Source organism: Corynebacterium sp., assembly GCF_022712275.1.
GTDB lineage: Bacteria > Actinomycetota > Actinomycetes > Mycobacteriales > Mycobacteriaceae > Corynebacterium.
The window spans coordinates 34,224-60,462 of record NZ_JALAGU010000033.1 but is presented as its reverse complement, the minus strand read 5'-3'; the positions used below and the strand labels follow the sequence as shown (position 1 = coordinate 60,462).

General features: G+C 68.0%; 27 protein-coding genes. 14 read left to right on the top strand and 13 right to left on the bottom strand.

Annotation, left to right across the window (positions count from 1 at the left end; translation table 11 throughout):
• Positions 1–11 precede the first annotated feature (11 nt).
• The 3 genes from Q0A27_RS07685 to Q0A27_RS07675 are packed head-to-tail and all read right to left on the bottom strand — an operon-like array spanning position 12 to position 3,688.
• On the bottom strand, positions 12–1,367 hold the full coding sequence (locus Q0A27_RS07685) for an aldolase/citrate lyase family protein (RefSeq protein WP_291474466.1): 1,356 nt from the start codon (positions 1,365–1,367) through the stop codon (positions 12–14).
• A 9-nt stretch (positions 1,368–1,376) separates the two neighbouring features.
• The gene (locus Q0A27_RS07680; RefSeq protein ID WP_291474465.1) at positions 1,377–2,882 is read right to left on the bottom strand and encodes an NCS1 family nucleobase:cation symporter-1; all 1,506 of its coding nucleotides are present in this window, start codon (positions 2,880–2,882) and stop codon (positions 1,377–1,379) included.
• Positions 2,879–3,688: an aspartate/glutamate racemase family protein gene (locus tag Q0A27_RS07675; protein WP_291474552.1), complete on the bottom strand. Its 810-nt coding sequence runs from the start codon at positions 3,686–3,688 to the stop codon at positions 2,879–2,881. The genes Q0A27_RS07680 and Q0A27_RS07675 overlap by 4 nt, the downstream gene beginning before the upstream one ends.
• 255 nt (positions 3,689–3,943) lie before the next feature.
• Between Q0A27_RS07675 and Q0A27_RS07670 the strand changes: the two genes are divergently transcribed.
• Together Q0A27_RS07670 and Q0A27_RS07665 are read left to right on the top strand one after the other, a co-directional pair.
• Positions 3,944–5,455 carry an MFS transporter gene (locus tag Q0A27_RS07670; RefSeq protein WP_291474464.1) on the top strand — a complete coding sequence of 504 codons (1,512 nt, stop codon included), beginning with the start codon at positions 3,944–3,946 and terminating at the stop codon, positions 5,453–5,455.
• On the top strand, positions 5,442–5,984 hold the full coding sequence (locus Q0A27_RS07665) for a TetR/AcrR family transcriptional regulator (protein ID WP_291474463.1): 543 nt from the start codon (positions 5,442–5,444) through the stop codon (positions 5,982–5,984). Before Q0A27_RS07670 ends, Q0A27_RS07665 begins: the two co-directional genes overlap by 14 nt.
• Here the strand turns inward: Q0A27_RS07665 and Q0A27_RS07660 are convergent.
• Positions 5,981–6,694, bottom strand: a complete 714-nt coding sequence (locus Q0A27_RS07660) for an aspartate/glutamate racemase family protein (RefSeq protein ID WP_291474462.1) — start codon at positions 6,692–6,694, stop codon at positions 5,981–5,983. The genes Q0A27_RS07665 and Q0A27_RS07660 overlap by 4 nt on opposite strands.
• A complete protein-coding gene (locus Q0A27_RS07655) occupies positions 6,691–8,067 on the bottom strand; it encodes a YibE/F family protein (RefSeq protein ID WP_291474461.1) in 1,377 nt (458 codons plus the stop codon). The genes Q0A27_RS07660 and Q0A27_RS07655 overlap by 4 nt, the downstream gene beginning before the upstream one ends.
• Before the next feature lie 201 nt (positions 8,068–8,268).
• Here Q0A27_RS07655 and Q0A27_RS07650 point away from each other — a divergent pair, with 201 nt between their 5' ends.
• A complete protein-coding gene (locus Q0A27_RS07650) occupies positions 8,269–9,618 on the top strand; it encodes a hypothetical protein (protein ID WP_291474460.1) in 1,350 nt (449 codons plus the stop codon).
• A 376-nt stretch (positions 9,619–9,994) separates the two neighbouring features.
• The gene (locus Q0A27_RS07645) at positions 9,995–11,566 is read left to right on the top strand and encodes an ABC-F family ATP-binding cassette domain-containing protein (protein ID WP_291474459.1); all 1,572 of its coding nucleotides are present in this window, start codon (positions 9,995–9,997) and stop codon (positions 11,564–11,566) included.
• Positions 11,567–11,948: 382 nt separating this feature from the next.
• Here Q0A27_RS07645 and Q0A27_RS07640 read toward each other — a convergent pair whose 3' ends face one another.
• Positions 11,949–12,686 (bottom strand): TetR/AcrR family transcriptional regulator, encoded by a 738-nt coding sequence (locus Q0A27_RS07640; RefSeq protein ID WP_291474458.1) that lies wholly within the window; start codon positions 12,684–12,686, stop codon positions 11,949–11,951.
• A gap of 132 nt (positions 12,687–12,818) precedes the next feature.
• Between Q0A27_RS07640 and Q0A27_RS07635 the strand changes: the two genes are divergently transcribed.
• The 3 genes from Q0A27_RS07635 to Q0A27_RS07625 are packed head-to-tail and all read left to right on the top strand — an operon-like array spanning position 12,819 to position 14,471.
• A complete protein-coding gene (locus Q0A27_RS07635) occupies positions 12,819–13,784 on the top strand; it encodes an NAD-dependent epimerase/dehydratase family protein (protein WP_291474457.1) in 966 nt (321 codons plus the stop codon).
• A 34-nt stretch (positions 13,785–13,818) separates the two neighbouring features.
• Positions 13,819–14,304, top strand: coding sequence for a hypothetical protein (locus tag Q0A27_RS07630; RefSeq protein WP_291474456.1), 486 nt, complete (start codon positions 13,819–13,821; stop codon positions 14,302–14,304).
• A complete protein-coding gene (locus Q0A27_RS07625) occupies positions 14,304–14,471 on the top strand; it encodes a hypothetical protein (protein ID WP_291474455.1) in 168 nt (55 codons plus the stop codon). Before Q0A27_RS07630 ends, Q0A27_RS07625 begins: the two co-directional genes overlap by 1 nt.
• Before the next feature lie 3 nt (positions 14,472–14,474).
• Here Q0A27_RS07625 and Q0A27_RS07620 read toward each other — a convergent pair whose 3' ends face one another.
• The 5 genes from Q0A27_RS07620 to Q0A27_RS07600 form a co-directional block, all read right to left on the bottom strand.
• Positions 14,475–14,711 carry a hypothetical protein gene (locus Q0A27_RS07620; protein ID WP_291474454.1) on the bottom strand — a complete coding sequence of 79 codons (237 nt, stop codon included), beginning with the start codon at positions 14,709–14,711 and terminating at the stop codon, positions 14,475–14,477.
• A gap of 173 nt (positions 14,712–14,884) precedes the next feature.
• The gene (locus Q0A27_RS07615; RefSeq protein ID WP_291474453.1) at positions 14,885–15,634 is read right to left on the bottom strand and encodes a class I SAM-dependent methyltransferase; all 750 of its coding nucleotides are present in this window, start codon (positions 15,632–15,634) and stop codon (positions 14,885–14,887) included.
• Positions 15,631–16,446 (bottom strand): ABC transporter ATP-binding protein, encoded by an 816-nt coding sequence (locus tag Q0A27_RS07610; RefSeq protein ID WP_291474452.1) that lies wholly within the window; start codon positions 16,444–16,446, stop codon positions 15,631–15,633. Before Q0A27_RS07610 ends, Q0A27_RS07615 begins: the two co-directional genes overlap by 4 nt.
• Complete coding sequence (locus Q0A27_RS07605) at positions 16,443–17,450, bottom strand: ABC transporter substrate-binding protein (RefSeq protein WP_291474451.1); 1,008 nt, start codon at positions 17,448–17,450, stop codon at positions 16,443–16,445. Before Q0A27_RS07605 ends, Q0A27_RS07610 begins: the two co-directional genes overlap by 4 nt.
• Positions 17,447–18,559 carry an iron ABC transporter permease gene (locus Q0A27_RS07600; RefSeq protein ID WP_291474551.1) on the bottom strand — a complete coding sequence of 371 codons (1,113 nt, stop codon included), beginning with the start codon at positions 18,557–18,559 and terminating at the stop codon, positions 17,447–17,449. Before Q0A27_RS07600 ends, Q0A27_RS07605 begins: the two co-directional genes overlap by 4 nt.
• Before the next feature lie 169 nt (positions 18,560–18,728).
• Here Q0A27_RS07600 and Q0A27_RS07595 point away from each other — a divergent pair, with 169 nt between their 5' ends.
• Positions 18,729–19,691, top strand: coding sequence for a hypothetical protein (locus tag Q0A27_RS07595; protein WP_291474450.1), 963 nt, complete (start codon positions 18,729–18,731; stop codon positions 19,689–19,691).
• Between the two features lie 73 nt (positions 19,692–19,764).
• Here the strand turns inward: Q0A27_RS07595 and Q0A27_RS07590 are convergent, their stop codons facing one another.
• The gene (locus Q0A27_RS07590) at positions 19,765–20,040 is read right to left on the bottom strand and encodes a Rid family hydrolase (RefSeq protein WP_291474449.1); all 276 of its coding nucleotides are present in this window, start codon (positions 20,038–20,040) and stop codon (positions 19,765–19,767) included.
• Between the two features lie 171 nt (positions 20,041–20,211).
• Between Q0A27_RS07590 and Q0A27_RS07585 the strand changes: the two genes are divergently transcribed.
• From Q0A27_RS07585 to Q0A27_RS07575, 3 genes are all read left to right on the top strand, one after another.
• Complete coding sequence (locus Q0A27_RS07585; RefSeq protein ID WP_291474448.1) at positions 20,212–21,222, top strand: MsnO8 family LLM class oxidoreductase; 1,011 nt, start codon at positions 20,212–20,214, stop codon at positions 21,220–21,222.
• Positions 21,223–21,341: 119 nt separating this feature from the next.
• Positions 21,342–21,755: a helix-turn-helix transcriptional regulator gene (locus Q0A27_RS07580; RefSeq protein ID WP_291474447.1), complete on the top strand. Its 414-nt coding sequence runs from the start codon at positions 21,342–21,344 to the stop codon at positions 21,753–21,755.
• Entirely contained in the window at positions 21,752–22,753 is a 1,002-nt protein-coding gene (locus tag Q0A27_RS07575) for a calcium/sodium antiporter (protein ID WP_291474446.1), read from the top strand. Before Q0A27_RS07580 ends, Q0A27_RS07575 begins: the two co-directional genes overlap by 4 nt.
• Before the next feature lie 34 nt (positions 22,754–22,787).
• On the opposite strand, the gene Q0A27_RS07570 is transcribed toward Q0A27_RS07575, so the two are convergent.
• Entirely contained in the window at positions 22,788–23,477 is a 690-nt protein-coding gene (locus Q0A27_RS07570) for a hypothetical protein (protein WP_291474445.1), read from the bottom strand.
• A gap of 223 nt (positions 23,478–23,700) precedes the next feature.
• Here Q0A27_RS07570 and Q0A27_RS07565 point away from each other — a divergent pair, with 223 nt between their 5' ends.
• From Q0A27_RS07565 to Q0A27_RS07555, 3 genes are all read left to right on the top strand, one after another.
• On the top strand, positions 23,701–25,080 hold the full coding sequence (locus Q0A27_RS07565; RefSeq protein ID WP_291474550.1) for a PepSY domain-containing protein: 1,380 nt from the start codon (positions 23,701–23,703) through the stop codon (positions 25,078–25,080).
• Positions 25,081–25,151: 71 nt separating this feature from the next.
• Complete coding sequence (locus tag Q0A27_RS07560; protein ID WP_014011090.1) at positions 25,152–25,457, top strand: urease subunit gamma; 306 nt, start codon at positions 25,152–25,154, stop codon at positions 25,455–25,457.
• Positions 25,458–25,466: 9 nt separating this feature from the next.
• The gene (locus Q0A27_RS07555) at positions 25,467–26,237 is read left to right on the top strand and encodes a hypothetical protein (protein WP_291474444.1); all 771 of its coding nucleotides are present in this window, start codon (positions 25,467–25,469) and stop codon (positions 26,235–26,237) included.
• The last annotated feature ends 2 nt before the right edge of the window (positions 26,238–26,239 follow it).

Here is a 26,239-nt window from a genome sequence, read left to right as displayed (position 1 = left end):
TTCTACTGTGTCTACAGTCGTCCGGTGACCTGCAGGGTGCGCAGGTCCTCGGTGGAGACGCCGGTGGTGGCCAGTTCTTCGTCGGTGACCGCACCGCACGCGTGGGCGCGCAGCAGGTAGCCGGACATCGCCTTGGCGGTGGCGGGTTCGTCCATCCAGCGGGTCTCGTCGCCGGCGACGTAGTCGCGCAGTCGCTCGGCGCTGACCTCCCAGGATGCCCGGAAGTAGGCGATCGTCGCCAGGTGTCGGGTGACGAGTTGGTGTGCGTGCAGGTCCCAGCCCTGACGGACCGCCCGGCGCAGGTGACGGGTGACCAGGCGGTGATGGATCCGCCAGCCGTCGAGGATCTGCGCCGGGGAGCCGACCGGGATGCGGTTGGTGGAGCCGTCGGACAGCTCCACGCCCACCGCGGTGGTCGCGACCTGGAGGACGTCCTTGGCGTGGTCGGCGACCGGGTGCTCCATGGACTGCTCGGCGGCGTCCACCCCGAGGGAGGCGGAGTAGTCGTAGGTGCCGTAGTGCAGTGACAGGATGCGCCCCCGCCCGGCGGCGAGAATGCGTGCCGGCTCGGCCTCACCTCTGACGCCGACGATGGCCTGCGGGGTCTCCACCTGCACCTCGAAGGGTATCCGGGTCGTTTCGGGAACGCCGAAGGTCTCCTCCAGCTGCTCCAGGATCTCGACGAAGGTCTCGACCTGGCTGTGGTGCTGGACCTTCGGCAGGGTCAGGCGCAGGGCACGGGGATCGTTCGCCAGGACCTTATTCAGGACGCCGCGTCGGGCCAGCCCGGACAGGACGATCACCAGGGTCCGCAGGCCACGGTCACGGACGGCCGGGTCGAAGGACCTGAAGCGGATCCCGGCGAAGGCGGGGGCGTGGCGGGGGTGACCGCCGTCAGCGTCGGCGTCGAGCCAGTTGGCGAGGATGTCCGCGGCCTCGGTGGCCCGGGCGTCCTCGTCAGCGTCCCTGTCCTCGAGCGGGACGCCACGCTGGGTGAAGCCGTCCTCGAAGTCGATCCGGAGGTCTTCGACGGGTTCGCGCTCCAGCTTGGCGACGGTGAGCGCGCCGACGGTGGCGGCATTTCGCGCAGGGACGCCCAGCTCGAGGGCCAGATCGGCGGCGGAGCCGTAGGCCTCCAGGGCTGCGCGGGCTGCGTCGCCCCAGGTCCGGGCGATCTGCGGGTCGCGCTTCTCCCCGGTCATGAGGTGGGCGGGGACGTACACGGTGTGCACGGGCTGGCGCCAGGTCACCGGGTTCGCCCACGGGCCACGCACCAGGTCATCGGTGGCAGCCAGGCGTGCGTCGGCGTGGCGTCCCAGTGCGGCGCACAGGGCGCCGGGGTCAGGGGCAGAGTTCGCAGAGGTCACGCAGACAGTTTAGTCCAGGATGCGAACCGTGTTCCGGGAGGCCTCGGCAGCCGTCGCGGCGTCGCGCATGATCACCGAGGGGCGGACGTTCTCCAGCAGGATGACGAGCACACCGGCGAGAATCGCGCCGATGAACCAGGTGTAGGTGGCGGCGTCCTCGAACGCGGGGACGACCACGATGACGATGCCCACGACCGCGGCCACGCAGATCGCGATGACCGAGTTCACGTTGAAGCCCCTGGAGTACCAGTAGGCGCCCGAGGGGGAGGAGTCGAACAGGGCCGGGAGGTTCAGGTCGCCGCGGTTGATGACGTAGAAGTACGCGATGAGGACACCGAATACCGGCCCGATGAACGCGGCGAGCGTGTCGAGTGTGTAGTGGATGGTGTCCGGGGAGTTGTAGAGGTTCCACGGGGTGAGGAAGATCGAACCGACTGCGGCGATCATGCCGCCCATGCGCCAGGAGATCATCCTGGGGGCGACGGTCGAGAAGTCGAAGGCCGGGGCGATGAAGTTGGCCACGATGTTGATACCCACGGTGGCGATGAGCAGGGTCAGTGCGCCGAAGGCGATGGCGTAGGTGTTGTCCAGCTCGGCGATGGTGTCCACCGGGTCGGTGATCATCCGGCCGTAGACCGGGACAGTCGCGGAGGCGGTGAGCACCACCATGATCGAAAAGACCAGGAAGTTCAGCGGAAGACCGAGGAAGTTGCCGATCTTCACCGCCTTCTGCGACTTCCCGTACCGGGAGATGTCGCCGAAGTTCAGCATCGGACCGGAGAAGTAGCTCACTGTGGTGGCGACGGCGGCGCAGAAGGTGGAGAAGACGGCGAAGCCGGTGAGCTGGTGGTCGGAGAGGTTGAGGTTGACGTTGTCCCAACCGGCCTCGCTGACCAGGTAGATCGCCAGGACCGCCATGACGATGTAGACGGCGGGACCACAGAAGTCGATGAACTTTCGGATGGACTCCATGCCACGCCAGAAGACCAGCGCCTGGACGACCCAGAGAATCGCGAAGGCGATGTAGCCGAGGACGGACAGCCCGAGGAAGCCGTGGAGATCCTTGTCCGCCCACTCCGCCCAGTCCGGCTGCAGCTTCACCATGAGGATCACCAGCGCGTGGGACGCCAGGTAGGTCTGGATGCCGTACCAGGCCACCGCGATACAGCCACGGATCAGAGCGGGGATCTTCGCGCCCTGGATACCGAAAGCGGCACGGCAGACCACGGCGAAGGGGGTACCGGAGCGCTGCGAGGGCAGGGAGACGAGGTTACAGGCGAAGTAGACGATGAAGATGCCGACCAGGAGGGCGAGGAGGACCTGCCAGGAGGTCAGTCCCATGGCGAACAGGGCGCCGGCGGTGGTGTACCCGCCGACGGAGTGCACGTCGGACATCCAGAAGGCGAAGATGTTGTAGGCGCCCCACTTCTGTTCCTTCAGCGGGGCGATGTCGTCGTTGATCAGCTGAGGATCGGCACCCTCCGGGTACACGACCTCGTCTTTCATGCCGCTCATGGGAGCTCCGTTTCTGCACTGTCGGCGCTGTCTGCACTGTCGGCGGCGTGGGCGCCGGAAGAGATTTCGAGATCCTCGAAGCCGGACAGCTTCTTGGGGGAGCGGGCGGCGTAGGTGCCGACCCGCGAGGTGGTGAGCCCCTGCCGGACCAGGGACTCGGCGATGCCGACCGCTGCGGTGACACCGTCGACGACCGGTGCACCGAGTTCGGTGCTGAGTTCCGGTGCGCGGCCGGCCATGCCGCCGCAGCCCAGGCAGACGGCTTCTGCGCCGTCGGCCAGAGCCTCGCGGGCGAGGTCGAGGATGAGCCCGTCGGTGCGTGCGGCGTCTTCCTCGAGTTCGAGGACGCCGAGGCCGGTGCCCTTGACGGAGACACAACGGTCGTGGACCCCGGCGAGCTCGAGGCGTCCCCGGATCATCGGAACCGTGCGGTCGAGAGTGGTGACGACGGCGTAGCGGTCACCGACGGCCATCGCGGCGATGGCGGCGGCCTCGGTGATGTCGACGACCGGCACGTCGACGAGTTCCTGGAGTGCCTCGCGACCCTCGTCGCCGTACCCGGCGATGATCCAGGCGTCGATGGCCGGCGTATCCAGGGTGATCGGGGCGGTGTGGCGCCGGTGGACGGCGGTGATCACGCCGACCTGGGACAGGGCGGCCTCGACATGGGTTTCCACGGAGTCGGGTCCGATGGTGGGGGTGACACCGACGATGGTCGTATCGGGGGCGGCGACGGCGGTCGCGGCATCCACGATGGTCTGCGTCATGGTGACGCTGGTGTTGACGTTGACGATGCCGAGGGTGATGCCGGTGCGTGCGGTAGCGCTCAAGATTCAGGGCTCCAGTGGTGGGTGACGGGGACGAGTTGCCTGTTCGACCGGAGTGACTCTACGCCGGTGAATGTTTCCTGTGGAAGCATCTCTGTTTCGATTCAGTAAATCGCCGCGAAGAACAATGGTCGTCGCCCTGGGGCGGTCCGGGACTGTGGCGTGGATTACGTTGCCGGGTCATGTCCTGACCTTGATAACTGCACCGAACGTGCGGTACAGTTACGCACTGTTATGAGTACTACCTTGAATGCCCGGGACCGCGTGGCCACGACCTCGTCCCTGTCGCCCGCCAGGCGATGGGGATTCCTCGTGCTGCTCAGCCTCGGCCTCTTCCTTGTCGGCGCCGACAACTCGATCCTCTACACCGCACTGCCGGAGCTTCGGGCCCAACTGCACACCACCGACCTTGAGGGTCTGTGGATCATCAACGCCTACCCGCTGGTCCTCTGCGGACTGCTCCTCGGCACCGGCACGCTCGGCGACCGGATCGGGCACCGCCTGATGTTCACCATCGGTGTCACCACCTTCGGCATCGGTTCTCTGCTCGCCGCCCTCGCCCCGAATGCCGGGTACCTCATCGGTGCCCGCGCCGTCCTCGGTGTCGCCGCCGCGACGATGATGCCCGCCACCCTGGCGCTGATCAGCCAGATCTTCCCCGATGAGCGTGAACGCAGCACCGCCATCGGCATCTGGGTGTCCGTCGCCGTCGTCGGCTCCGCCTCGGGCCCGGTGCTCGGCGGCCTGCTGCTGGAGCACTACTCCTGGCACTCCGTCTTCCTCATCAATGTTCCGGTCGCCGCGGTCGCACTGATCGGCACGCTGCTCTTCGCCCCGCCTAATATGCCGAACCGCGACCGGAAGTGGGACTTCGCGTCCTCCCTGTACGCGATGTTCGCGATGGTCGGCATGGTCATGGGCATCAAGGAGCTGGCGAACCCGGACCGCAGCATGATCCTCTTCGTCCTGGCGATCGTTGTCGGCTGCATCGGTGTAGCGGCGTTCCGTCACCGCCAGCGCATCCTGGTCTCCGACGGGCGGGCGCCGCTGCTGGAGTTCAGCATCTTCCGCAACCGGATGTTCACCGGCGGCACCCTCGCCGCCGTGCTGGCCATGTTCGTCATGGCAGGTGCGGAGATGATGACCACGCAGCGCTACCAGACCTCCGGCGGATTCAGCCCGCTCGAGGCCGGTCTGCTCGTCGCGGCCGCCGCGCTCCCGGCGATCCCGGCGTCCGTCTTCGGTGGTGCCTACCTGCACAAGGTCGGTTTCCGGACGCTGATCAGCGGTGGCTTCCTCGTCATCGCCGCTGGACTGGGTGTAGGTATGTGGGCCTTCCAGCACGCCCCGTTGTGGGTCTTCGTGCTCTGCTTCGTGGCGATCGGCACGGGTGCGGGCATGGTCATGTCCGTCTCCTCGACGGCGATCATCGGGTCTGCGCCGCGGTCGAAGGCGGGCATGGCGTCCTCCATCGAAGAGGTCTCCTATGAGTTCGGGACGCTGGTCTCCGTCTCGATCCTCGGTAGTCTGATGCCCATGTTCTACACGCTCATGGCTCCGGAGTCGGTCTCGCACGACGTGGACCTGGGCGTGAATGATCCGATGTTCGGGGTGGACGCAGCTGCCGCCTACGACTCCGCCTACCTGTACATCCTGGCCATCACCTGCGGCGTGGCGCTGCTCGCCGCGGTGCTGACCGCCCGGTGCTTCACCGGGAACCCGAAGGGCACCGTTGCGCACCAGTAAGAGGGACCTCATCCTTGACACCGCTGTCAGCCTCATCGGGGACGCCGGCCTCGACGCGGTGACCTACGAGTCACTGGCGGACGCCGCGGGTTTCTCCAAGTCGGGCATCGTCTACCACTTCCCGTCGCGCCGGGACCTGCTCGTCGGGATCCACCGGTACCTCGCCGCGGAGTGGGAGAAGGACCTGGTTGCCGCGGCCGGGGGCCCGGCGTCCGAGGTGGACGCGGCGACGCGGCTGCGGGCGGTGGTGCGGACGATGTCGCACTCCGCCACGCGGGCGGAACTCCTGGTTCAGCTCGACGTGGTCGCGGATCCCGAGTTCGCGGAGATCTGGGACGAGGTGGACAGGCGGTGGATGCCCTCGACCGCGGAGCTTACCGCGGACGGCGAGGAGGGGGAACTCGCCCGGATGGCGTACCTGGTGCAGATCGCCGCGGACGGGCTGTGGGTCCACGACCATGTGCACCGGACACTGACGATGGGGCAGCGCGAGGCACTGACGTCGACGCTGCTGGGGCTGATCCCCTAAGCCTCAGGGCTACCTACGGCGGCGTCCACCAGGGCCCGGGTGTGGATCGCGACCGTGTCGAGGCAGGGGACCGGGGAGACGGAGTCGTTGAGCACCATCGGCAGTTCCGTGCAGCCGAGCACGACCTGGTCGATGCCCTCAGCGCGGTGGACCCGGTCGATGATCCCCACGAACCTCCCGCGGGTCTCGTCGGTGACGACGCCGAGTTCCAGCTCGGTGGCGATCCGGTGCTGGATCTCGTCGATCTCCGGGGCGTCCGGCAGGATGACCTCGACGCCGGCGTCGGCGAAGGGGCGGGTGAAGAAGCCGTTGGTCTCCGGGGACATGGTGAACCCGGTGCCGAGCAGCAGCACTTTGCCGGCCCCGCGGGCGACGGCCTCGTCGCGCACGGCGTCCACCGCGGAGACCAGGGGGACAGGGGACGCCTCGACAAGCCGGTCGAAGACGATGTGCGGGGTGATCGCGGTGAGGCTGGCGACCTCCGCACCGGCGGCGGCCAGCGCCTCGAACCCCGCGGAAAGATAGGCGGTGAGACCGTCGAGGTCGCCGGCGCTGCAGTAGCGGAAGACCTCGAAGACGCTCAGAGACTCGACAGTGAGCTGCGGGAGGGTGTCATCGCCGAGTCTGGCCTGCACGCCCTCGCAGATCGCGCGGTAGTAGAGGAGTGTCGATTCCGGGCCGGTGCCGCCGATGATGCCGAGTTTGGTCATGCCTCCGTTCGTACCACGTCCGGCTCAGCCCTGGACTTCTTCACGCTCGTCGTCACCGCGGCGATCGCGGTGGTCAGCGGGACCGCGGCGACGAGGGCCAGGGAACCGGTCGCGGAGCGGAGGATCTCGGTGGCCATGATGTCCGAGGTGAGGATGTGGGTCAGTGACCGTCCGGAGACACTGAGCAGCACCAGCAGCGGCAGTGCGGCACCGGCGTAGGAGAGCACCAGGGTGTAGACCGTGGAAGCCAGATGGTCGCGTCCCACCCGCATCGCGGTGGTGAACAGCTTCCACCGACTGGCGTCCGGGTTCGCCGCCTGCAGCTCACTGATCGTGGACGCCTGCGCCACCGTCACATCGTTGAGCACACCGAGTGTGCCGAGGATGAACCCGGCCAACAGCAGGCCCGTGACCTGCACCCCGGGCAGATACAGCAGGATCTGGAAGTTGTTCTCGTCGGCCAGCCCACGCAGTTCCGAGGTGTCGATGGCCAGTGCTGCCAGACCGGTGCCGAAGAGCATGGCGACCAGCGTGCCGCCCAACGAGGACGCCGTCTTCCAGTTCATCCCGTGCACCAGGAACAGCACCAGGTAGAGCACCGCCGCACAGGCCGTGATCGCCAGCATCACCGGGTTGCCACCGCGCGCCAGCGCCGGCAGCAGGAAGAAGCCGATGACCGAAAGCGTGATCGCCAGGCCGAGAATCGCCCGCACGCCGCGCCACGCACCGACCAGGCAGATGGCGAGGATGGTGACAGCCAGCCAGATCCACAGTGGCGTCCCACGCTGGAAGTCCTGGAAGGCGTAGGAGCGGTTGCCGTCCGCGTCGGTGGTGGTGGCCAGCAGCACCTTGTCCCCGACGTTCACGTCGGCGTCCTCATCGTTGTTCGGGGACGCCAGCAGCGTGCGGCGTCCTTCGTCAGGACCGTCGGTGATGTCGACGATAAGCTGGTCACAGGGGTCCGCGCCGACGGCCTCGGAGGTGGGGGCGGAGTCGAAGACCCTGCCGATCTGGGCCGAGGCACACGAACCGGTGGTCTCCATGGCGACGGTGCCCTCGGAGACCTCCTGGGCCAGATTCGAGGTTTCGTGGAAACCGTCGGAGGTGACGGCCTTGCCGTGCGGCCACTGCAGCGTCACGGCGATAACCGTGGCGATCGCCCCCAGGAACAGGAAGGACGCCAGGATGACGCGCGACGGCGTCCAGGTGATCTTGCGCGGGTCGGAGATCCACGGGCCCGTGTCATGGGAGTGACTGTGGCCGTGGGAGTGGAGCTCCTTCGACGGCTGCGCGTGGTTGTGCGCGTGGTCGTGCGCGTGGTCGTGTACAGAGTCGTGCTCGGGGTGTTCTTCCGGGGCTGCGTGGCGTCCCACTGTGGTGGTGCCTTTCTGTCGGCGGACGGCGTCCCGGGCAGGCGGAACGGACCTGCCCAGTCTGCCACGACCGGGCAGGGGTGACCTCCCGGCTGCCCCGTCTGGAGGGTGCCCTCAGAAACGTAGGCGAAGATAGGTAGAGTCGCGAACCGAATGACGTTCCAACCATGCTCACCACAGACACTCAAGGAGACAGTCACGATGGCAGATCAACAACCGTGGGGTGGGGTACCGCAGAACGAGGGGCCGGCCGGACAGCAGGGGCAGAACCAGTACGGCCAGCACGCGCAGCAGGCAGCGTCGCAGCAGAAGGGGGCCGGGATCGCCGCGCTGCATCCGTTCTTCACTCCGCTGTACGTCGCCGGTGCCTCCGGCGTGCTCTTCCTGCTCACCCTGCTGACCTACTGGCTGGGCTGGAAGAAGTTCAGCGAAGACGGCGGCAAGGCGACCATCAACGGATTCGGCATCCAGAAGGCGACGTATGAGGGCGAGTCGACGCGGAACCTGGTGACGGGCTTCTACTTCCTCGGCCTGTTCGTGCTGTTGCTCATCGTCGTCGCCGCGGTGCTGGCACTGACGACGGCGTACCGGAAGATCGCCGCACTGTGCCTGACCGTCGCCGGTGGCATCGGTGTGCTCTACTCGTTCATCAGCCTGTTCACGGACTTCGGCATGGACCGGAACTTCATGGGCATGAGCGCAGGCCCGGACGGTGACTCCATCGACTGGAACCTGAGTTTCGGCATCTTCCTTGCACTGGTCGTCAGTCTGGTGACCCTGGCCTTCGGCGTCCTCTACTTCCTGACGGCCCAGGAACCGCTGCTCCCCGCTGCTGCGCCGACGGCACCGGCCACCGGGCTGGCGGCGGTGCTGCGTCCGGTCTACGTCGCAGGTGCGAGCGTCGTCCTGTTCCTGCTGCTCGCGCTCAGCTACATCCTCGAGTGGCGTTCCGCCGGCGACGCGAACAACGACCTGGCCGTCAACGGTCTCGGACGCCGCTCCGTGGAGTACTCGGGCTACGGGGAGTCCGCTACCGCCGGCGATCTCAGCCTGCTCCCCCTGTTCGCCGCCACACTCACCTTCGCTCTTATCCTCCTCGGTGCGCTGGTCCTCAGTGCGACCGTCTGGAAGAAGACCGGTGGTCTGCTCATTGCCGCAGGTGCGGTACTCGCCCTGCTCACCTCATTCGTCGGCCTGGTCTCCGACTACGGCCTGTTCCGTGACCTGGGCGGCGAGAAGCTCGACGGTGGCTCCGCCTCTGTCGGCGTCTTCCTCGCCATCTTCTTCAGCCTGGTGCTGCTCGTCGTGTCGGTGCTGTACCTGCTGGTGGACTTCGGCATTCTCGGCGCGGCCCTGCCGCAGCAGCAGTTCGGCCAGCAGTTCGGCCAGCAGTTCGGCCAGGCCACGCAGGGCCAGCCGGGCCAGCCGGGCCAGCCGGGCCAGCCGCAGTGGAACCAGCACGGCCAGGTCCCGCAGCAGCCGCAGGATCAGGGCCAGCAGTACCCGCCGCAGAACCTCGGTCAGATCCCGCCCGCCGAGGGCCGCTGGTAGTCCCCGAGGTCGCCGGCATCTGCAACTGCACAGTGGCAGCTGGTCCTGTCGGCTCGGAGGGGAAAGTGACAGAAGCAGATGCCGGCCTGCAGAAAGGGATGCCGCGAAAGAGCCTGGCGTCCTGCGCCGTGGGACTGCTAGGGTGACGGTCATGTTCGCAGGCACTTACACGGGTACCGCCTCCCTGAAGCTCCGCACCCGCCGCTGACGGCGGGGAGCGTTTCCGGGCACACAGCACAGAATTGTTCTCCGCCGTCTTCCGGCCCACATCAACACCGTGGAGCCGGGCGGCGGCTTCGTGCTGCCCGCAGTACGTGACCGGTCATCGTCACCGCACCCTGCTCAGCCCGGCTCCGGAAGACATCTGGAGACCACCATGTCCCGTACCCCTCATCTGTCCGCGTCCTCCCTCGGCGTCACCGTCGCCGACCGGACGCTGTTCACCGATCTCACCGCCACGATCTCCGCAGGTGACCGCCTGCTCATCGTCGGCGAGAACGGAACGGGCAAGACCACCCTCCTGCACACCCTCGCCGGTGTCCGCACTCCGGACGCCGGGGAGGTGCGCTGCACCGGCAGCCTCACCCTGGTCCGCCAGGGGATGGATGCCACCGGCACCGTCGGCGATCTTGTCGCGGACGCCACCGCCGCGTCCGACGCCGCCCTGGCTGACCTCGACCACGCATTGACCAGTGGAGATCTCGGCGACGGCTACGCCGACGCCCTCGACCGCGCCACCATGCTCGACGCCTGGGACACCCACCGGCGCGTCGACATCGCCCTGGCCGGGCTGGACGCCTGCACCGACCGGACCAGACCGTTGGTCGAACTCTCCCACGGTCAGCGCTACCGGGTGCGCCTGGCCTGTGCCCTGGCCTCCCGATCGGACACCCTGCTGCTCGACGAACCGACCAACCACCTGGATGCCACAGCGTTGAGCTTCCTCACCGACCAGTTGACGTCATGGTCCGGTGGGCTGGGCGTGGTCACCCATGACCGCGCACTGTTGCGTGACCTCTCCGCTGACGGACGGGCGACCTTCCTCGACCTCGACCCGACCGCGGACGGCACACCGCTGCTGGTCACCGGCACCTATGACGCGTGGATGGAGCGTCGTCGGACGGATCGGGAGCGATGGGAGCAGGAGTACGCCGCGCAGGTCGCCGAGCATCGGCGTCTCGAGTCTGCGGTGGCTGATGCGCGTGCCCGGCTCACCGACAACTGGCGTCCGCCGAAAGGCCACTTCAAGCACAAGCGTGCGACGCGGGCCGACGGTGTGGTGCAGACCCTGCACCGGCGGGAGAAGGAACTGGCGTCCCATGCCGTGGAGATCCCCGAACCTCCGCTGGAACTGCGGTGGCCGCGAGCGTCCGTGGCATCCGGGAAGACGTTGCTGACCTGTAACGGTGTTGCTGTCGCCGGGCGGCTGGAACCGGTGACACTCGACCTGTCCGGTGGGGAGCATGTGCTGCTCACCGGGCCGAACGGTGCGGGCAAGTCAACTCTCGTGGACGTCATCGAAGGCACTGCGGAACCCACCAGCGGGTCGGTGCACGTCCACGACGGGGTGCGGGTCGGCGTCCTCACCCAGCATGAGCCGGTCTGGCAGCAGCCGGATCTGGCGGCTGCGGAGGTCTACGCCCGGTATGCGGCACGTTTCGACGGGGCGCCGGGGCTCGCGTCGCTCGGTCTGCTGGACCGGGCGGCGCGGTCGACTCCGGCAGGACGCCTCTCCCAGGGCCAGCAACGCCGACTCCACCTCTCGATGGTCCTGTCGGAGCGTCCTGACCTGCTGATCCTCGATGAGCCGACGAACCATCTCTCGGCGGTGCTCGTGGACGCGGTGACTGCGGCGGTGAAGGGCACGGAGGCGGGCGTCATCGTGGTGACCCATGACCGGCAGATGCTGCGGGATCTGGGGGAGTGGACGCGGGTCGAGCTGGGGTGACGGTGGTGCTGTTTCAGATCAGACGGCATGGCAGGACAGCATTGCAGCAGTGCCGGTGTGAGGGTAACGCCGCTGACGAAGCCGCCTCTTTGCGGAAGGGTTGGAAGTGGGCCGCAGCACTACTCGCCGTAGGTGAGGCCCGCGGCTCGCGCTATGTCGGGGGCTTCTTCACGCCTCGTCCCCACAGGCTCTGAGTTTGTTGGTCACAGTACAGGTAGTTTTGCGCCATGATCGACAGATCTCTGTCGCCTCTGCCAGAAGAAACTCCTCGCTTACCCGCAGTGGTCGTGGCTCACCGACGTGGTCCGTACCTGGTACGCCAGACCCCACTCCGCCGACGACGGGGTGCAGGAACGCTGGCGCATGGTCCTCGATGAGGCTGTCAGCCCAGTCCGAAGTGACAGGTGGTGTCCGCGATCCACCGGTCGAGCAGTTCCCCACCCAGGGCGGTGAGTTCCGGCCCCAGCTGCCCGAAGATCTCGGCGCTGATGAGGCCGATGAGGCTGCTCCACGCCAGGACGCCGTCCGCGGCGGTCCGGGGGGACGCGACGACGCCGAGCTCCTCCGTTCCCTCGGCGAGCACCTGTGTCAGCTCCGGGGAGGGGGCGGGCCTGTCACCGGCCGGTGTTCCCGACCCGGCGCCGTCGGCGAGGATGCCGAGGAAGACCCCCATCACGCGGGTGCCGGGGATGGTGGTGGTGTCCGCCGGGGCAGCGTAGCCGGGGACCGGGGTGCCGTAGATCAGGGCCCAGCGTGACGGGTTCGCGACCGCCCAACGACGGACCGCGTGGACCATGGTCGGCAGGGGCCGGGTGGTGCTGCCTGAGCTGCCGGTGTTGTCTGCGTTGCTGCCGGTGCTGTCGGCGAGTGCGGCATCCACCCGGTCGGCGAGGTCTGTGTAGGCGTCCACGACGAGGAGGGTGAGCAGCTCTTCGCGGCTGCTGACGTGCCGGTACACCGCGGAGGATGCCACGCCGAGACCCCGTGCGATCTCGCGGACGGACAGCGCGGCCGCGCCCCGGGTCTCCAGCTGTTCCCGCCCGAGGCGCAGGATGCCCTCGCGCATCTCGGCGCGGGCCTGTGCGTGGGTGCGGCGGGGTCTGGGGGTTCCGGGGCTCATGGGATGCAATTGTCGCATGTCGTTGAGGGCGGAACCAAGAAAGTGAGCACTGCTCTTGCTTATTGGACGGGAAGGACCTACCGTGAGAGGGCGCATTAAGAGAGCACTGCTCACGAAATGAAGGAGAGAGCCATGCGGTACCTCGTCACCGGCGCCGGACAGATCGGCACCCAACTCACCCGTGACCTGGTGGCGGCCGGCCACCACGTCACCGTCATCCGCCGTGGGGCCGATGCCCCCGACGGGGCAGACCTCATGCGCGGCGACGCCGGCGACCGTGACCTGCTCCGCCGCGCCGTCGCCGGTGGATCGGGCAGTGGACCGGCCGCCGAACCCGTCGCAGGGGTCTTCCACTGCATCCACACCAGCTACGACGCCCGCGCCTGGGCCACCGATCTGCCGGACCGGGAGCAGGCGGTGATGGACGTCGCCGCGGAAGCCGGTGTTCCCGTCGTCTTCCCCGAATCCGTCTACGCCTTCGGAACAGTGGCGCAGGATCTCGATGACGGCACCGTGGAGGGGGCGGTCAGGGGAGATGTGGAACCGGCGTCCCCGCTCGGTGAGATCCGGGTGAACCTGCTCGCGGCCCGTGCGGCACATCCCGCACGTACCCTGTCCGTCGTCGCCGCCGACCTCATCGGCCCGACCGCCGACCCGGCGTCCTCCGCATTCCATCTGCTCGTGTTGGGTCCCGCCGCGGCGGGGAAGCGGGTGTGGATGCTCGGCGACCCCGATGTGCCGCGGTCGGTGACCTGGATCCCCGACCTCACCTCGGCGATGGCTGCCGCGGCGGAGCATGCGGACGAACTGGCTCCCGGGGGCACCGCCGTCCTCCTCGCGCCCACTGCCCTGACCATGACCCCGCGGCAGATGGCCGAGGCGGTCGCCCCGGACGGTCACGCCCGGGTCCACCACATCCCCTGGTGGGTCCTCCGAGGCGCGGGAGTGTTCTCGCCGATGATGCGGGAACTGCGGCGGCAACGCTATCTGTGGGACGCCCCGGCGGTCCTACGCCCCGGACTTCTCGAGGAGAGGTACGGACTGCGACCCACCCCGCAGAAGGATGTCCTCACCCGTTCCCACTGGTCACACAGTTAGGACACCGGCCGCTGACGCTGCTAACTTGGAGGCCATGTCCACCACCAGCCAGGTCGCCGCGAACCAGGGCGTTACGGGCGCCACCGCCCCGTCGCCCGACACCGCTGCGTCGACCCCACAGGCTACGCCGGCCACGACGGCGAAGCCGCTGAGCCGTGCTGACCGTTTCATGTACCGCATGCTGCGGATCCGCCCGGAACAGATCGACAAGATCGACATGGAGGCCATCGCCGGTGCCCACCGGGCGTTCCGCTGGGCGATCGTGGTCTCCGCGATCCGCTGCACGATCAGCTACGTGATCATCCCGATCCTCATTCCGGTGCTCAGCGTCATGGGCTCCCTGGCCGCCCCGATCACCATCGCCCTGTGCGTGGTCGCACTGGTCAACGGCTGGCTCGGCGTCCGCCGGTTCTGGGTCACCGACCACCGCGGCAAATGGGGGTACACCTGGTTCATGGCGCTGATCTACGTGATCAGCATCGTGACCATCGTCCACGAGATTGTGAAGGTCGTGTCCTGATGAAGAACGACGAAGCCACCGACTACGAGACCGCCCTGCAGGAGCAGCAGGACCTCGAGGCCCAGCAGCCGGAGATCCCGCACTCCTCCAACGCCGACGTGGTCACGCTGGTCCTCGGCGCGATCATGATCATCGGTCTCGTCGTCTGCATGACGATCTACATGTGACGGTCAGTTCTTCCGCTTGAACCTCACCGATGACCAGGTCTCCGACAGGGAGATATTGCCGCTGAGGGTCCAACCGAAGTCCTCGGCGCGGGCCCAGATGCTGTCCCGGTCGATGCCGTCGACCACCGTGACCCCGTCCGGTAACGGATCCAGCAGTCCACGCTGTGCGGGGCTGCAGGGGCCCAGAAGGAGTTCGGTGTTCGGCTTGATCCGGGGTTTTTCGGCGGTGGTGCGGACCATGGCGGCGTCCTTTGTCACGGTGGCCCCGGCCTTGTTGTCGGGGTATCCACGTTACCGGGTGGGGCTGTCCGCAGCACGCACCCTGAGGTCGCTCGCGAGGGGGTCTGAACGACCTGACGCTGCGCGACGCCGACATCCCGGAAAGACGACCATGGTCCCCGACGGACGCCCGATCAGCTGGCCGTCACCACGAAGTGGGGCCTGGACTCGTGCCCCGGCGCCACCCCGAAACGCCGGTCCAGTTCCGCGACCTGCGGCAATGACTGCACAGTGACATCGGTGAATCCCGCGACCCGGAACACCTCGGCGAAGTCGTCCATGGAAGCTGCCGTACCCAGCGGCAGTTCCCCGAGCGTCGCCGGATCATAGGTGCGGGCGAAGGCGTCCTCCCCGTCTGCGGACGGAACCTTCATCGCGGGGTCCACACCGTGCGGGAACCAGGTGGCGTCCACCGCGACGACCGATCCACCGGGGCGCAGCAGCGTCCGCCACGCCTTGGCTGCGGCAACCGGATCGGGGAGCGTCCACAGCACATAACGGTTGACGACGGCATCGAGAGATGACGCGGGGAGGCCGGGGGAGTGGGCATCGCCGTTCAGAACGCACAGCTCAGGGTGTGCGGCGTGGGCGGCGGCGACCATGCCAGGGGAGTGGTCCACACCGGTGACGTGGTGGCCTGCGTCCGTCAGCAGCGACGCCAGGTAACCCGATCCGGTGCCGATGTCGAGGATGTCGAGGGCTCCGGCCTTGTCCACGCCACAGTCTTCCAGCGAGGTGGTGAACACCGACGTCCACAGTTCACGGTCGATCGCGGCACGTGCCCCGGAGACCTGGTGAGCGTGGTACTCGACGGCGCGTCCGGACCAGTAGGTGTCCAGCCTGTCCTGTAGCGAGGTGGTCGTGACGGATGTGGCGGTGGTCATGAGGACACCTCGTCCCTCTCCCGGGCATGCGGTTGACCCGGTGTGGTCCGGGCGGACCGGGGGAAGACCAGGGTGATCTCACCGTCTACGTCGAGCCGTTTCACCGGCAGCCCGTACACCGGTTCCAGCATCTCCGGGGTGAGTACTTCGCCCGGTGTCCCGGTCGCGACGATCCGTCCGTGATCCAGGACCACGAGCCGGTCGCAGTACCGGGCGGCGAGGTTCAGGTCGTGGAGCACCACCACAGATCCGGGTAACCCGACGACGAGTTCCAGAACGTCGTGCTGGTAGCGGATGTCCAGGTGATTCGTCGGCTCATCGAGCAGCACATGGCGGGCCTGCTGGACAAGCGCCCGGGCGATGAGAGCCCGCTGCCGCTCGCCGCCGGACAGCTCTGACAGGTCCCTGCGGGCCAGGGCCGTCATCCCCACCGCGTCCAATGAGTCTTCGACGATTTCCCGGTCCCGCTCACCCGAGCGGGATCCGAAGCTCTGGTGCGGCAGTCGGCCGAGCATCGCCAGCTCAGCGACAGTCATCGGCATGCCGGCGGACGCCGCGTCCCTCTCCTGGGCGACGACCGCCACGGTGCGGGCGATCTCCCGTCGTCGCACCTGCGTCAGGTCCTCCCCGTCGAGCAGGACGCGGCCGGCAGCGAGGGACGCGGACCCGTACAGGGCGCGTAACAGGGTGGTCTTTCCGGAGCCGTTCGGGCCGACGAGTCCGAGAGCCCCGGAGTCCGGCACGGTCAGGGACACCCCGTCGACCGCAGTTGAGGATCCGAACTGGACCTGGACGTTCTCCGCGGTGATCATTGACCGGCCCGGCTGTCCGCCGTGCCCGAGGCGTCCGGGAGGTCCCGGAGGTACCCGTCAACCTGCTCCAGACCGTCGATGGCCAGTGGAGTCGGTGGTTCGGCGTAGTTCAGCAGCAGCGGCAGGACCTGGCCACGCTGCCCGGCGGAGGTGCGGTCCATGCCCGGGAGCCCGGTCACGGCGTCCACGATCCCGTCGGCGGAACCGTCGGAGTAGAGGGCGAGCACCACGTCAGGGTTACGGTCGACGATGTCCTCGGCGGTGACCTCGAAGACCCGGTCGGACTGGTCGGCGTAGACGTTCGCAGCCCCCGCGGCCTCCACCACAGGGGCGGCCATCGACCCTGTGCCGTAGGCGTAGGTCACCCCGCCTCCGACAGTCGGGTAGAGCACCGCGATGCGGTAGGGGGAGCCGTCAGGCTTCGTGGGGGTGGCGGCGTCCTCGATGGCCGCCAGGCGGTCCTGCAGGGCGGTGACATACTCCTCCGCCTCCGCGTCCCTGTCGAAGACGGTGCCGTAGAGCCTGATCTGGTCCCAGACATCGTCCCAGGTCACAGCGCCTTCCAGGGAACCGCAGAAAGCCGGTTCCTCGATCAGCGGGATATCCGAGCTGGCGAGGGTCTGCCGGTTGACGGTGTCCGTCTCACCGAGGACGAGGTCCGGGCCGGTGGCGACGACCTCTTCCCGGGAGATCTGGAGATGGCCTGAGGCATCCGTCCTGTCGGTCAGGGAGGGGATGGCCGACAGGGCGTCGTTGGTGGCGTCATCGTAGTAGGCGGTGGGGTATCTTCCGGCCCGGTTCGTCACCCGGTCGAGGACACCCAGGTGCTGCAGCGTCGGCACGGGCGCTGATTTCAGCAGCGTGACATTCTCCGGCGGACCGTCGAGGTGGACGGTACCGCCGCAGTTGTCGACCTCTATGGCGGAGGCGCTGTCACCGGAGCTGCAGGACGCGAGGCCCACGGTGAGGCCGGCGGCGAGGGTGAGTGCGAGAGTCTTCTTCACTGGTCTGCTCCATGGTGCATACGTCGGACGAGGATAAGGAGGAACGGGGCGCCCACCAGGGCGGTGATGATGCCGATCGGGATCTCCTGCGGGGCGAGAAGGGTGCGGGAACCGATGTCCGCCCAGCACAGCAGGATCGCCCCGAGGAGGGCGGCCACCGGCAGGACGGCCCGGTGCGCACCACCGACCATCCGCCGGGCGAGATGCGGGACGACCAGCCCGACGAAACCGATCGAACCGGCCATCGCCACGACCGTGCCGACGAGCAGGCAGGACAGGATGAGCAACAGGATGCGCATCCGCTCCGGGTGGACGCCCAGGGTGAGTGCGGTCTCGTCGCCGGCTGTGAGGGCGTCGAGTCTCGGTCCGAGGACCATCAGGCACACCGCGACCATCAGAACCACGACAGCGACGACGACGAACGGCCCGGACCAGGACGCCAGGCCCAGCGAGCCGAGCAGCCAGAACATCACCGAACGGCTCGATTCGGCGGAGTCCGAGGCGAAGATCATGAAGCTGGTCAGCGCAGACAGGGCGTAACCGACAGCGACACCGGCCATGATCAGGCGGTTCGGGGTGAGGCGCCCGCCGGAGCGGGCTACGCCGAAGACCACGAAGGACGCCACGGTGGCGCCGAGAAAGGCGCTGGTCTGCAGGGCGTAGTCACCGAGTCCGGCGCCGACACCGGTGAGTATCGCGGCGGCGGCACCGACGGAGGCGCCGGAGTTCACGCCGAGGACGTAGGGGTCGGCGAGGACGTTGCGGACGGTGGCCTGGAGGATCACCCCTGCAATGGCGAGTCCTGCGCCGACGAGCGCCCCGAGCACGGCGCGCGGTGCGCGGATCGTCCAGATGACGGCGTCGTGCCGGGCGAGGTCCGAGGTGGTGCTTGCGCCGCTTGTGCCACCGAGGTCAAGGCCGGTGCCGAAGAGGTGGTGGGAGAGGATGCGGGCGGAGTCTGCGGGAGAGACGTGGACGGAGCCGAAGCCGACGCTGAACACCACGCTGACCAGCAGCGCCGCGGCGAGCACGATGATCCAGGTGACGGTGCGCCTGGTGGATGCCGTGAAGCCGAGGGGGTCGGTGGTGGCGCCGGAATCCGCGGTCATGGCGTCGGGACTGGTCACGTCCTGTCGCCCGCGGTGGCGGAGCTCGGCGAAGATGGTCACCGCCCTGACGCTAGCCCTCGCGTCCGCTCAGTTGCACATTCAATCGACCGTTTGAATGAAGATTTTACCTGCCCGTAATGAAAAGAGGGTGTCTGACTATTGTGCCTGCGTGACGTTTCAGGAACAGAACAACAGTCCCGGTAATCCCTTCGCCGGAGCAGACTCCGGGCGACGTCCGACGACAGGGCAGTCGCGGCTGATCATCGCACTGCCCGTGGTGCTCATCGTCGTGGTGGCGACGGTCGGCGCCTGGTTGATCTGGGGCAGGGGAGAAGACGATGATTCGGCCACGGGTCCTGCCTCTGCGTCGACGTCCGCAGTGCAGGACACGGGGAGTGAGGAGCGGCCCGGGACTGACTCCGTCGCGCTGCTCGAGAACGCCGGCGTGCAGAGCGTGAACCCCGCCCCGGTGCCGGAGGCGGTCGAGGCCTGGGGTGACTACGTGAAGAACCGGTCCTGGAACGGGATGCTGCGCGTCTTTGAAGGTCAGGACGCGACACCCGTCACCGATGAGGATCATTCCCGGTTCCCGGCGTCAATGAACAACTGTGGGATCGCGATGTACCTCGTGACCTTCCGTTCGGTGAACGAGGACGTCCTGCTGGACGCTCAACTGCGCAACGCGGCGAACAACATCGACGCGAGTCTCACCCTGTCCGACGGATGGATCCTCACCACGAACTGCGACACCCCGCAGTTCCGGTTCAACAGTTCGACGGACATCAGCAACCTCGGGGATGTCGCCTACGAGGTCACCGAGTACCGGCAGTCATCGGTGGCGGCACCTGCGGTCGAGAGTGCGGAAGAACCTGCAGCGAGTGCAGCGGAACCGGCGGTGAGTGTGGGGGAACCGTACGTCGTGGAGTGTCTGCAGGGAGCCCCCGGGCCAGCTCAGTGGTCCGACGGCACCATGAGGTGCGCGGAGGAATGCACGAACACGCCCGAAGCTCAGAGATCAATTCGTGCGGAAGGCCTGTGCGGAGGGCTCTATGCCCCTGAAGACGTTTCCCGCGAGGAGTTCGAGTCAATCTGCAACCGTGCTCCGACCTATCCGCCGGAGGATGTGTCTTGACCTTGTGCGTAGCGTCCTGAGGTCGATTTCCTGCCGTTGCGCGACGGGAAACCTCCGGACGCCAGACCCAAGGTCAGGACGCCCCGGTGACAGCAGGCGCCCGGAACACCGCGTCGATCTGCACCTTGGCGCCGAGAGGGAGCGCAGCGACCTGGAGTGTGGTGCGCGCCGGGTACGGCGAGGTGAACCACTCGCCGTAGACCTCGTTGATCACCGCAAAGTCCTCGTAGTCCGTGAGATACACGGTGGTGCGCACGGCGTCCTCCCGTCGGGTCCCGGTGCCGTCCAGCAGAACGCCGAGATTGGCGAGCATTGCGGAGCACTGCTCAGCGACATCCGCGGAGACCACGGCGCCGGACGCGACGTGCTACCCGATGATGCCGGCGGTGTGGACGAGCCCGTCGTGGGTGACGGCGTGCGAGAACGGTGCGGTCGACCGGTGGAGGTCAGGGCTGAAGAAGTGGTCCATGGGGTGCAAGGGTAACGGCACCGAACAGCCGACAGGGCCACACTGGAACCCATGAAGTACTCCCTCGTCGAACTCGCACCCGTCACGCCCGGACACACCAAGCACGAGGCCCTGACCCGCGCGCTGGACGCCGCCGTCGAGGCCGAGCAGCTCGGATACCACCGCATCTGGTTCGCTGAGCACCACAACGCCACCGGCTACGCGTCCCAGGTCCCGGAGCAGCTCATCGCCCTGGCCGCCGAGCGCACCGACCGTATCCGTGTCGGCTCCGGCGCGGTGCTGCTCAACCACTACAGCCCGTACTCCGTCGCCGAGCGTTTCCTGCAGCTTGAGGCACTTTTCCCCGGGCGCATCGACCTCGGCCTGGGGCGCGCGACCGGTGGCCCGGTGGCGGACGCCGCACTCCAGCGCGACCGGAGCTCGGCACGGCGAGACGACTACGGTGACCAGGTCCAGGAGATCCTCGCCTACTACCATCACGCCTTCGGCGAGAAGCACCCCTTCGCCACGCTCGACCCGACCCACGGCATCGACTCCGTCCCGGAGGTTTTCACCCTCGGCTCCTCCGGGAGCAGCGCGGGATTCGCCGGTCAGCTGGGCATCGGCTACGCCTTCGCCGGCTTCATCAACCCGCGTGCGGCGAAGGCGGCGCTGCGTGCCTACCGGGAGAACTTCACCGCCACACCCTTCGGCCCGGGGACGCCGCAGATCATCCTCGCGCTGAACATCGTCGCCGCGCCGACCGAGGAGGAGGCACTCACCCTGACCTGGCCGAACCGGGCGATGTGGGCGGACCTGCGCGCCGGGAGGCCCGGTCCGGTGCCGCTGCTGGCGGAGGCCGGCGACCACCTCACCACCGAGGAGAAGGACGCACCGGCCCATGTCGAGGGTCTCATGCTGCCGCAGTGTCTCGCCGGGACGCCGGACTCGCTGCGTGACCAACTGCGACCGTTCGTCGAGGAGTTCGGCGTCACCGAGATCATGGTGCAGGACGCCCTGAATGACCCGGAGCTGCGCAGCCACTCCCGCGCACTCATCGCCGAGGCGCTGGCGGACCTGTGAGCAGCCGCCCGCGCACACGATCATGACGTTTCGGGCATATGCGTTGTACGCAGGATGCGGATCCGTCACGATCGTGTACGGCACCGTCCCCTCGGCAGGTCCGGCTACACTACGGAGCCATGACCGGCGGCGACGGACAGTATCACGCGCAGGACGCTCACGCGCAGGACGCGCAGAGCGATGAGCTCACCCACCTGTGCACCCTGTCCGACGACTGGGCGGACACCTTCCGTCTGCTCGGTGACCCCACCCGCCTGCGGCTTCTCACGCTGCTGCACTACGAGGGGCCGGGGACGCTGAGCATGTCCGAGCTCGCGGACCGCGCCGGGGTGAAGACCGCCACCGCGTCCGCCGCGCTCAGGCTCCTGACCACCGCAGGGATCGTCACCGCGACCCGTGACGGCAGGATGATGCGCTACGCGCTGACGGATGAGCGCGTCCACCGGCTGCTGCACCATCTCGGCGGCACCCACTCGCACGACCACGCGCTCGACCACGACCACGACCGCGCTCACGGACACCACACCTCATGAGCTGGATACTTCTGATCCTCGGTTTCGCCGTCCTCGTCGTCGGCGGTGAACTCCTGGTCAGGGGCGCCACAGCGGTGTCGGTACGGATGGGGATCTCTCCCATGGTCGTCGGGCTGACCGTGGTGGCGATCGGCAGCAGCCTGCCGGAACTCGCCGTCGGGATCGACGCCGCCCTGCGTGGCAGTACCGGCCTGGTCACCGGCAATATCGTCGGCACGAATATCGTGAACCTGCTGCTGATCCTCGGCATCAGCGCGGCGATGCGTCCGATCCGTTCCGGACGCCAGACCATGCGGCTCGACCTGCCGGCCGTCGTCATCGTCGCCGCTCTGCTGCTCCTGCTCTCGCTCGGCGGGAGTCTGGGGCGTACGTCCGGCGTCCTCCTGCTGGTCGTCGGTGTGATCTACACCGGGTTGATCCTCTGGTACGTCCGGCAGCAGGCCCGACGTCCGGAGCCTGCAGCAGCCCCGGACAATGTGGTGGAGGCCGGCACGGACGCGGCCGCAGCCGCAGACACCGCAGGACGCCCCGGGTGGCTCAGCATTCTCCGCGACATCGCCTACCTGGTCGTCGGTATCGGGACCGTCATCCTCGGCGCGGACTGGCTGGTCACCGGCGCCATCGACATCGCCTCGGAACTCGGGGTCTCGGACACGCTCATCGGCCTGACTGTCGTGGCGATCGGTACCTCCGCCCCCGAACTGGTCACCTCGGTCGTGGCGACGATGCGTGGCCATGCGTCGATGGCGGTCGGCAATCTCATCGGTTCCAGTGTCTACAACATCGTCTTCATCCTGGGACTGACCGTGGTCATATCCCCGGACGCCATCCCCGTGGAGTCCGTGGTCCTGCAGGTCGACATGCCGGTGATGCTCGGTGTGTCACTTCTGGTGGCGACGATGTTCCGCACCGGCCGCCGGGTGACCAGGCGTGAAGGGCTGCTGCTGGTGCTCAGCTACCTGGTGTACCTGTCCTACCTGGTCATGTTCCGGGTGTGAGGACCGCAGGGCGCCGACCCGCCGCCGACCGGCGTCACTCCTGGGTGGTGCCTTCCTGGGTGACGCCGGCGACCTGGACCTTGTCGTCGAGCTTCATGAAGAGAAGACTCATGACGTCGTCGCCGTTCTCGTCGGTGATGTAGACGAGGCGGGAGGAACGCAGGGTGTCCTCGTCGATATCGGTGCGTTCCAGGGCCTCGTTCATGCCGTCAATGTCCTCGTCGGCGAGGTTGTCGACCTCGGCTTCGGCGGGCTCCTCGGTCCGGCCGACATCGACGCCGCGGGCGAAGTAGTCCTCGACCTCGGCTTTCCCGTCGTCGCTGAAGGACGCGATCTGCTCTTTCTCCTGCTGGTAGACGGCGTCCACCAGGTGGTCGCTGCCCCAGTCGAGGTAGTCGTCGACGGTCTCGACCTCGGTGAAGGACTCTGCGATTTCGTGCATGCGGTCCTCGTCACCGTCGTCGTCACCGCCGATGAGGAAGTAGGCGGCCACGACGGCGCAGATGACAACGACCGCGGCGATGACACCGCCGATGATCAGGCCGGTCTTCTTCTTCGGTGAGGGCTGGTCGGACGGCTGCTGGCCCCACTGGGAGGGGTCCAGGCCCTGCCCCTGCTGCCACGCCTGGCCGGGCTGGCCCGGCTGCCCCTGCTGCGGGTCCTGCCCGTAGGGGTTCTGCGGATTCTGCGGTTCACCCCAGGAGTCTCCGGACTGATCAGACATGTCGTCTTCCTCTGTTGTCGTCGCTGTTTCCAGTGGACAACTATACGGAAGGCCCGTGCACCCCCGGACGGCCGGGGGAAGACCGCCGGGAACCGGGGACGCACCGGATCCGACTATCTCCATCGTGACGACGACCACCACGCACCCCTCCTCCGGGGCCGGCGACGACGCCCCGGCTCCGTCCGGACAAGCATCCGGCCGCTCTCCGCGTAACTCCCGCCAGATTTCACGCCTGCTGACCCGGCTGCACTTCTTCGCCGGGATCATCTGTGCCCCGTTGATCCTGGTCGCAGCGGTTACCGGCCTGTTCTACGCTGTCGCCCCGACGGTCGAGCAGGTCAACAACCATGACATGCTCACCGCCCCGGAACAGCACGGTGTCGCCGTGCCGGTCAGTGAACAGGTCGCCACTGCACAGGAGACGTACCCCGATCTCGCACTCGCCGGGATCCGGCTCGGGGACGCCGACGAGACCACCCGCGTCCTGTTCAATGATCCGGGCCTGCCGGAGTCCACGCTGCGGGTGGTCTTCGTCGACCCCTACACCGGTGAGATCACGGGCGACACCACCCAGTACGGCAGCTCTGCGGCACTCCCGTTCCGCCAGTGGATCTCAGACGGGCACCGGAATCTCTGGCTCGGCGAACCCGGCCGGCTCTACTCGGAGACCGCGGCGAGCTGGCTCGGCGTCCTCGCCGTCGGTGGGGTGGTGATCCTGTGGCGGCGCCAGCGTAAGAGTGACAACCGTGTGGCCGGCATGTTCCGCCGTGACGGGGCGGGGCGGACGCGGATGATGCGGCGTCACGGGGCCACCGGCACCGTCATCGCCGTCGGCCTGGTGTTTCTCACCGTCACGGGCCTGACCTGGTCCTCGGTGGCGGGCGCGAACATCACCGAGCTCAGGCAGAACCTGAGTTGGACCGAACCTGCGGTCTCCACCACGCTGACGGGCGCAGCCCGGTCAGACAGTTCTGACCACGCAGCACACGCAGCACACGCAGTACACGCAGGCCACGGCGGCCATGCCGGCCACAGCATGACATCTGCTACGGACACGGACACAGGCACCGACCCCGACGCGGTCGACCGGGTCGCCGCCACCGCACACCGTGACCTGCGCAGCCCGGTCACACTCACCCCGCCGACCGCCGAGGGAGAGGCGTGGCAGGCCGCCGAGAACCGTGCGTCCTGGCGCTTCACCACGGACGCCGTCGCCGTCGACGGGGCCACCGGCCGGGTCACGGACCGGCTGGATTCCACGGACTGGCCGCTGGCGGCGCAGGTCTCGGCCTGGCTGATCCAGTTGCACATGGGCACTCTGCTGGGACTGCCGAACCAGATCATCCTGGCACTGCTCGCCGCGGCGGTCATCGTGATGGTGGTCCGTGGCTACGCGATGTGGTGGATGCGGCGTCCTGCAAACGGTCTCGCCGCGCCGCCGCGCCGGGCAGCGTGGGGACGCCCCACCCCGGGCACCCTGCTCCTAGGCGCCGCACTGGTGGTCTACGGGTCCATCGCCCCGCTCTTCGGCATGACGTGTCTGGTCTTCCTGGCGCTGAGCACGGTGTGGGACACCGCGCGCCGCGTGTTTCGACGGCGTTAAACCCCGTCATCGGCGGCACACGGCGTCCTGCCCCGGCAGTACCGTAGGGGTACAACGACCGGAAGGACGCCATGGATCTCACTCCCCGGGAGCAGGAGAAACTCCTCCTGTTCACCGCCGCTGAAGTCTCCCGACGCCGCCTCGCCCGCGGCCTGGCACTCAACGTCCCGGAGGCGACCGCGCTGATCAGCGAGGCCGTCGTCGAGGCTGCCCGGGACGGACGCACCGTCGCCGAGGCGATGGAGATCGGCACACAGGTCCTCGGCCCCGACCAGGTGCAGGAAGGCGTGCGTGACCTGCTCAGCCTCATCCAGGTCGAGGCGACGTTCCCCGATGGCACCAAGCTGGTCAGCGTCCACGACCCGATCGGGCAGTAGGGGAGAGGCATGAGCATCACCGTCCTCTACGCCGGCGCCGAGGCACCGACCCCGGACACACTGGCCGCAGTCACCGGAACCCCGGTCGTCACCGGCCCCCGTGCACTCGCCCCCTACCTGGAGCAGGCCCGCCAGCAGGAGCAGCCGCTGGTCGTCATCCCCGCCGGGACCGACCGCGACCTCACCTCGGTCACCCAGGCCGCGCAGGCCCTGCAGTGGGCGCAACGCTCCGGGACCGAGGTCATTCTCGGTCCCTCGCTGGTGGACGCCACCCGCGCCATCGCCGAGATGCGGCGTCACCTGCGTGCCGTCGGGTCACTGCAGGGGAAGGACGCCGTGCTCTTCGTCGCGAGGACCGTCGACCCCTTCGCAGACGCCGAGCTGCTGCGTCGGGTGCGCCTGGCCCGTCAGTTCTCCGAGGACCTCGAGGTCGAGGTCGCCTTCGAGGGTTCCTGGCCGACCCCGGACAAGGCCCGCGAGCGGCTGGGACTTCTCGGTGCCCGCGATATCGTCGAGATCCGGGTGGACCTGGCGCTCGGGAAGGACGCCGGTACGGCAGCACCACTGTTCCGGGCGTCCGCCCTGGCCACCGCGGTGGAACGGACGACGCACACGGCAGTGCATCTGGCCCACGACCACCATGACGACGGCATTGCCGCCGGCCTGCTCGCCGACCACGCCACCGGGTTCGCCCACTCCCACGGCGACGAAAACCGTTCGCACAGCCACCCGCACCCGCATTCCCACGGCCACTCGCACGGCCACAGTCACCACCACTAGGC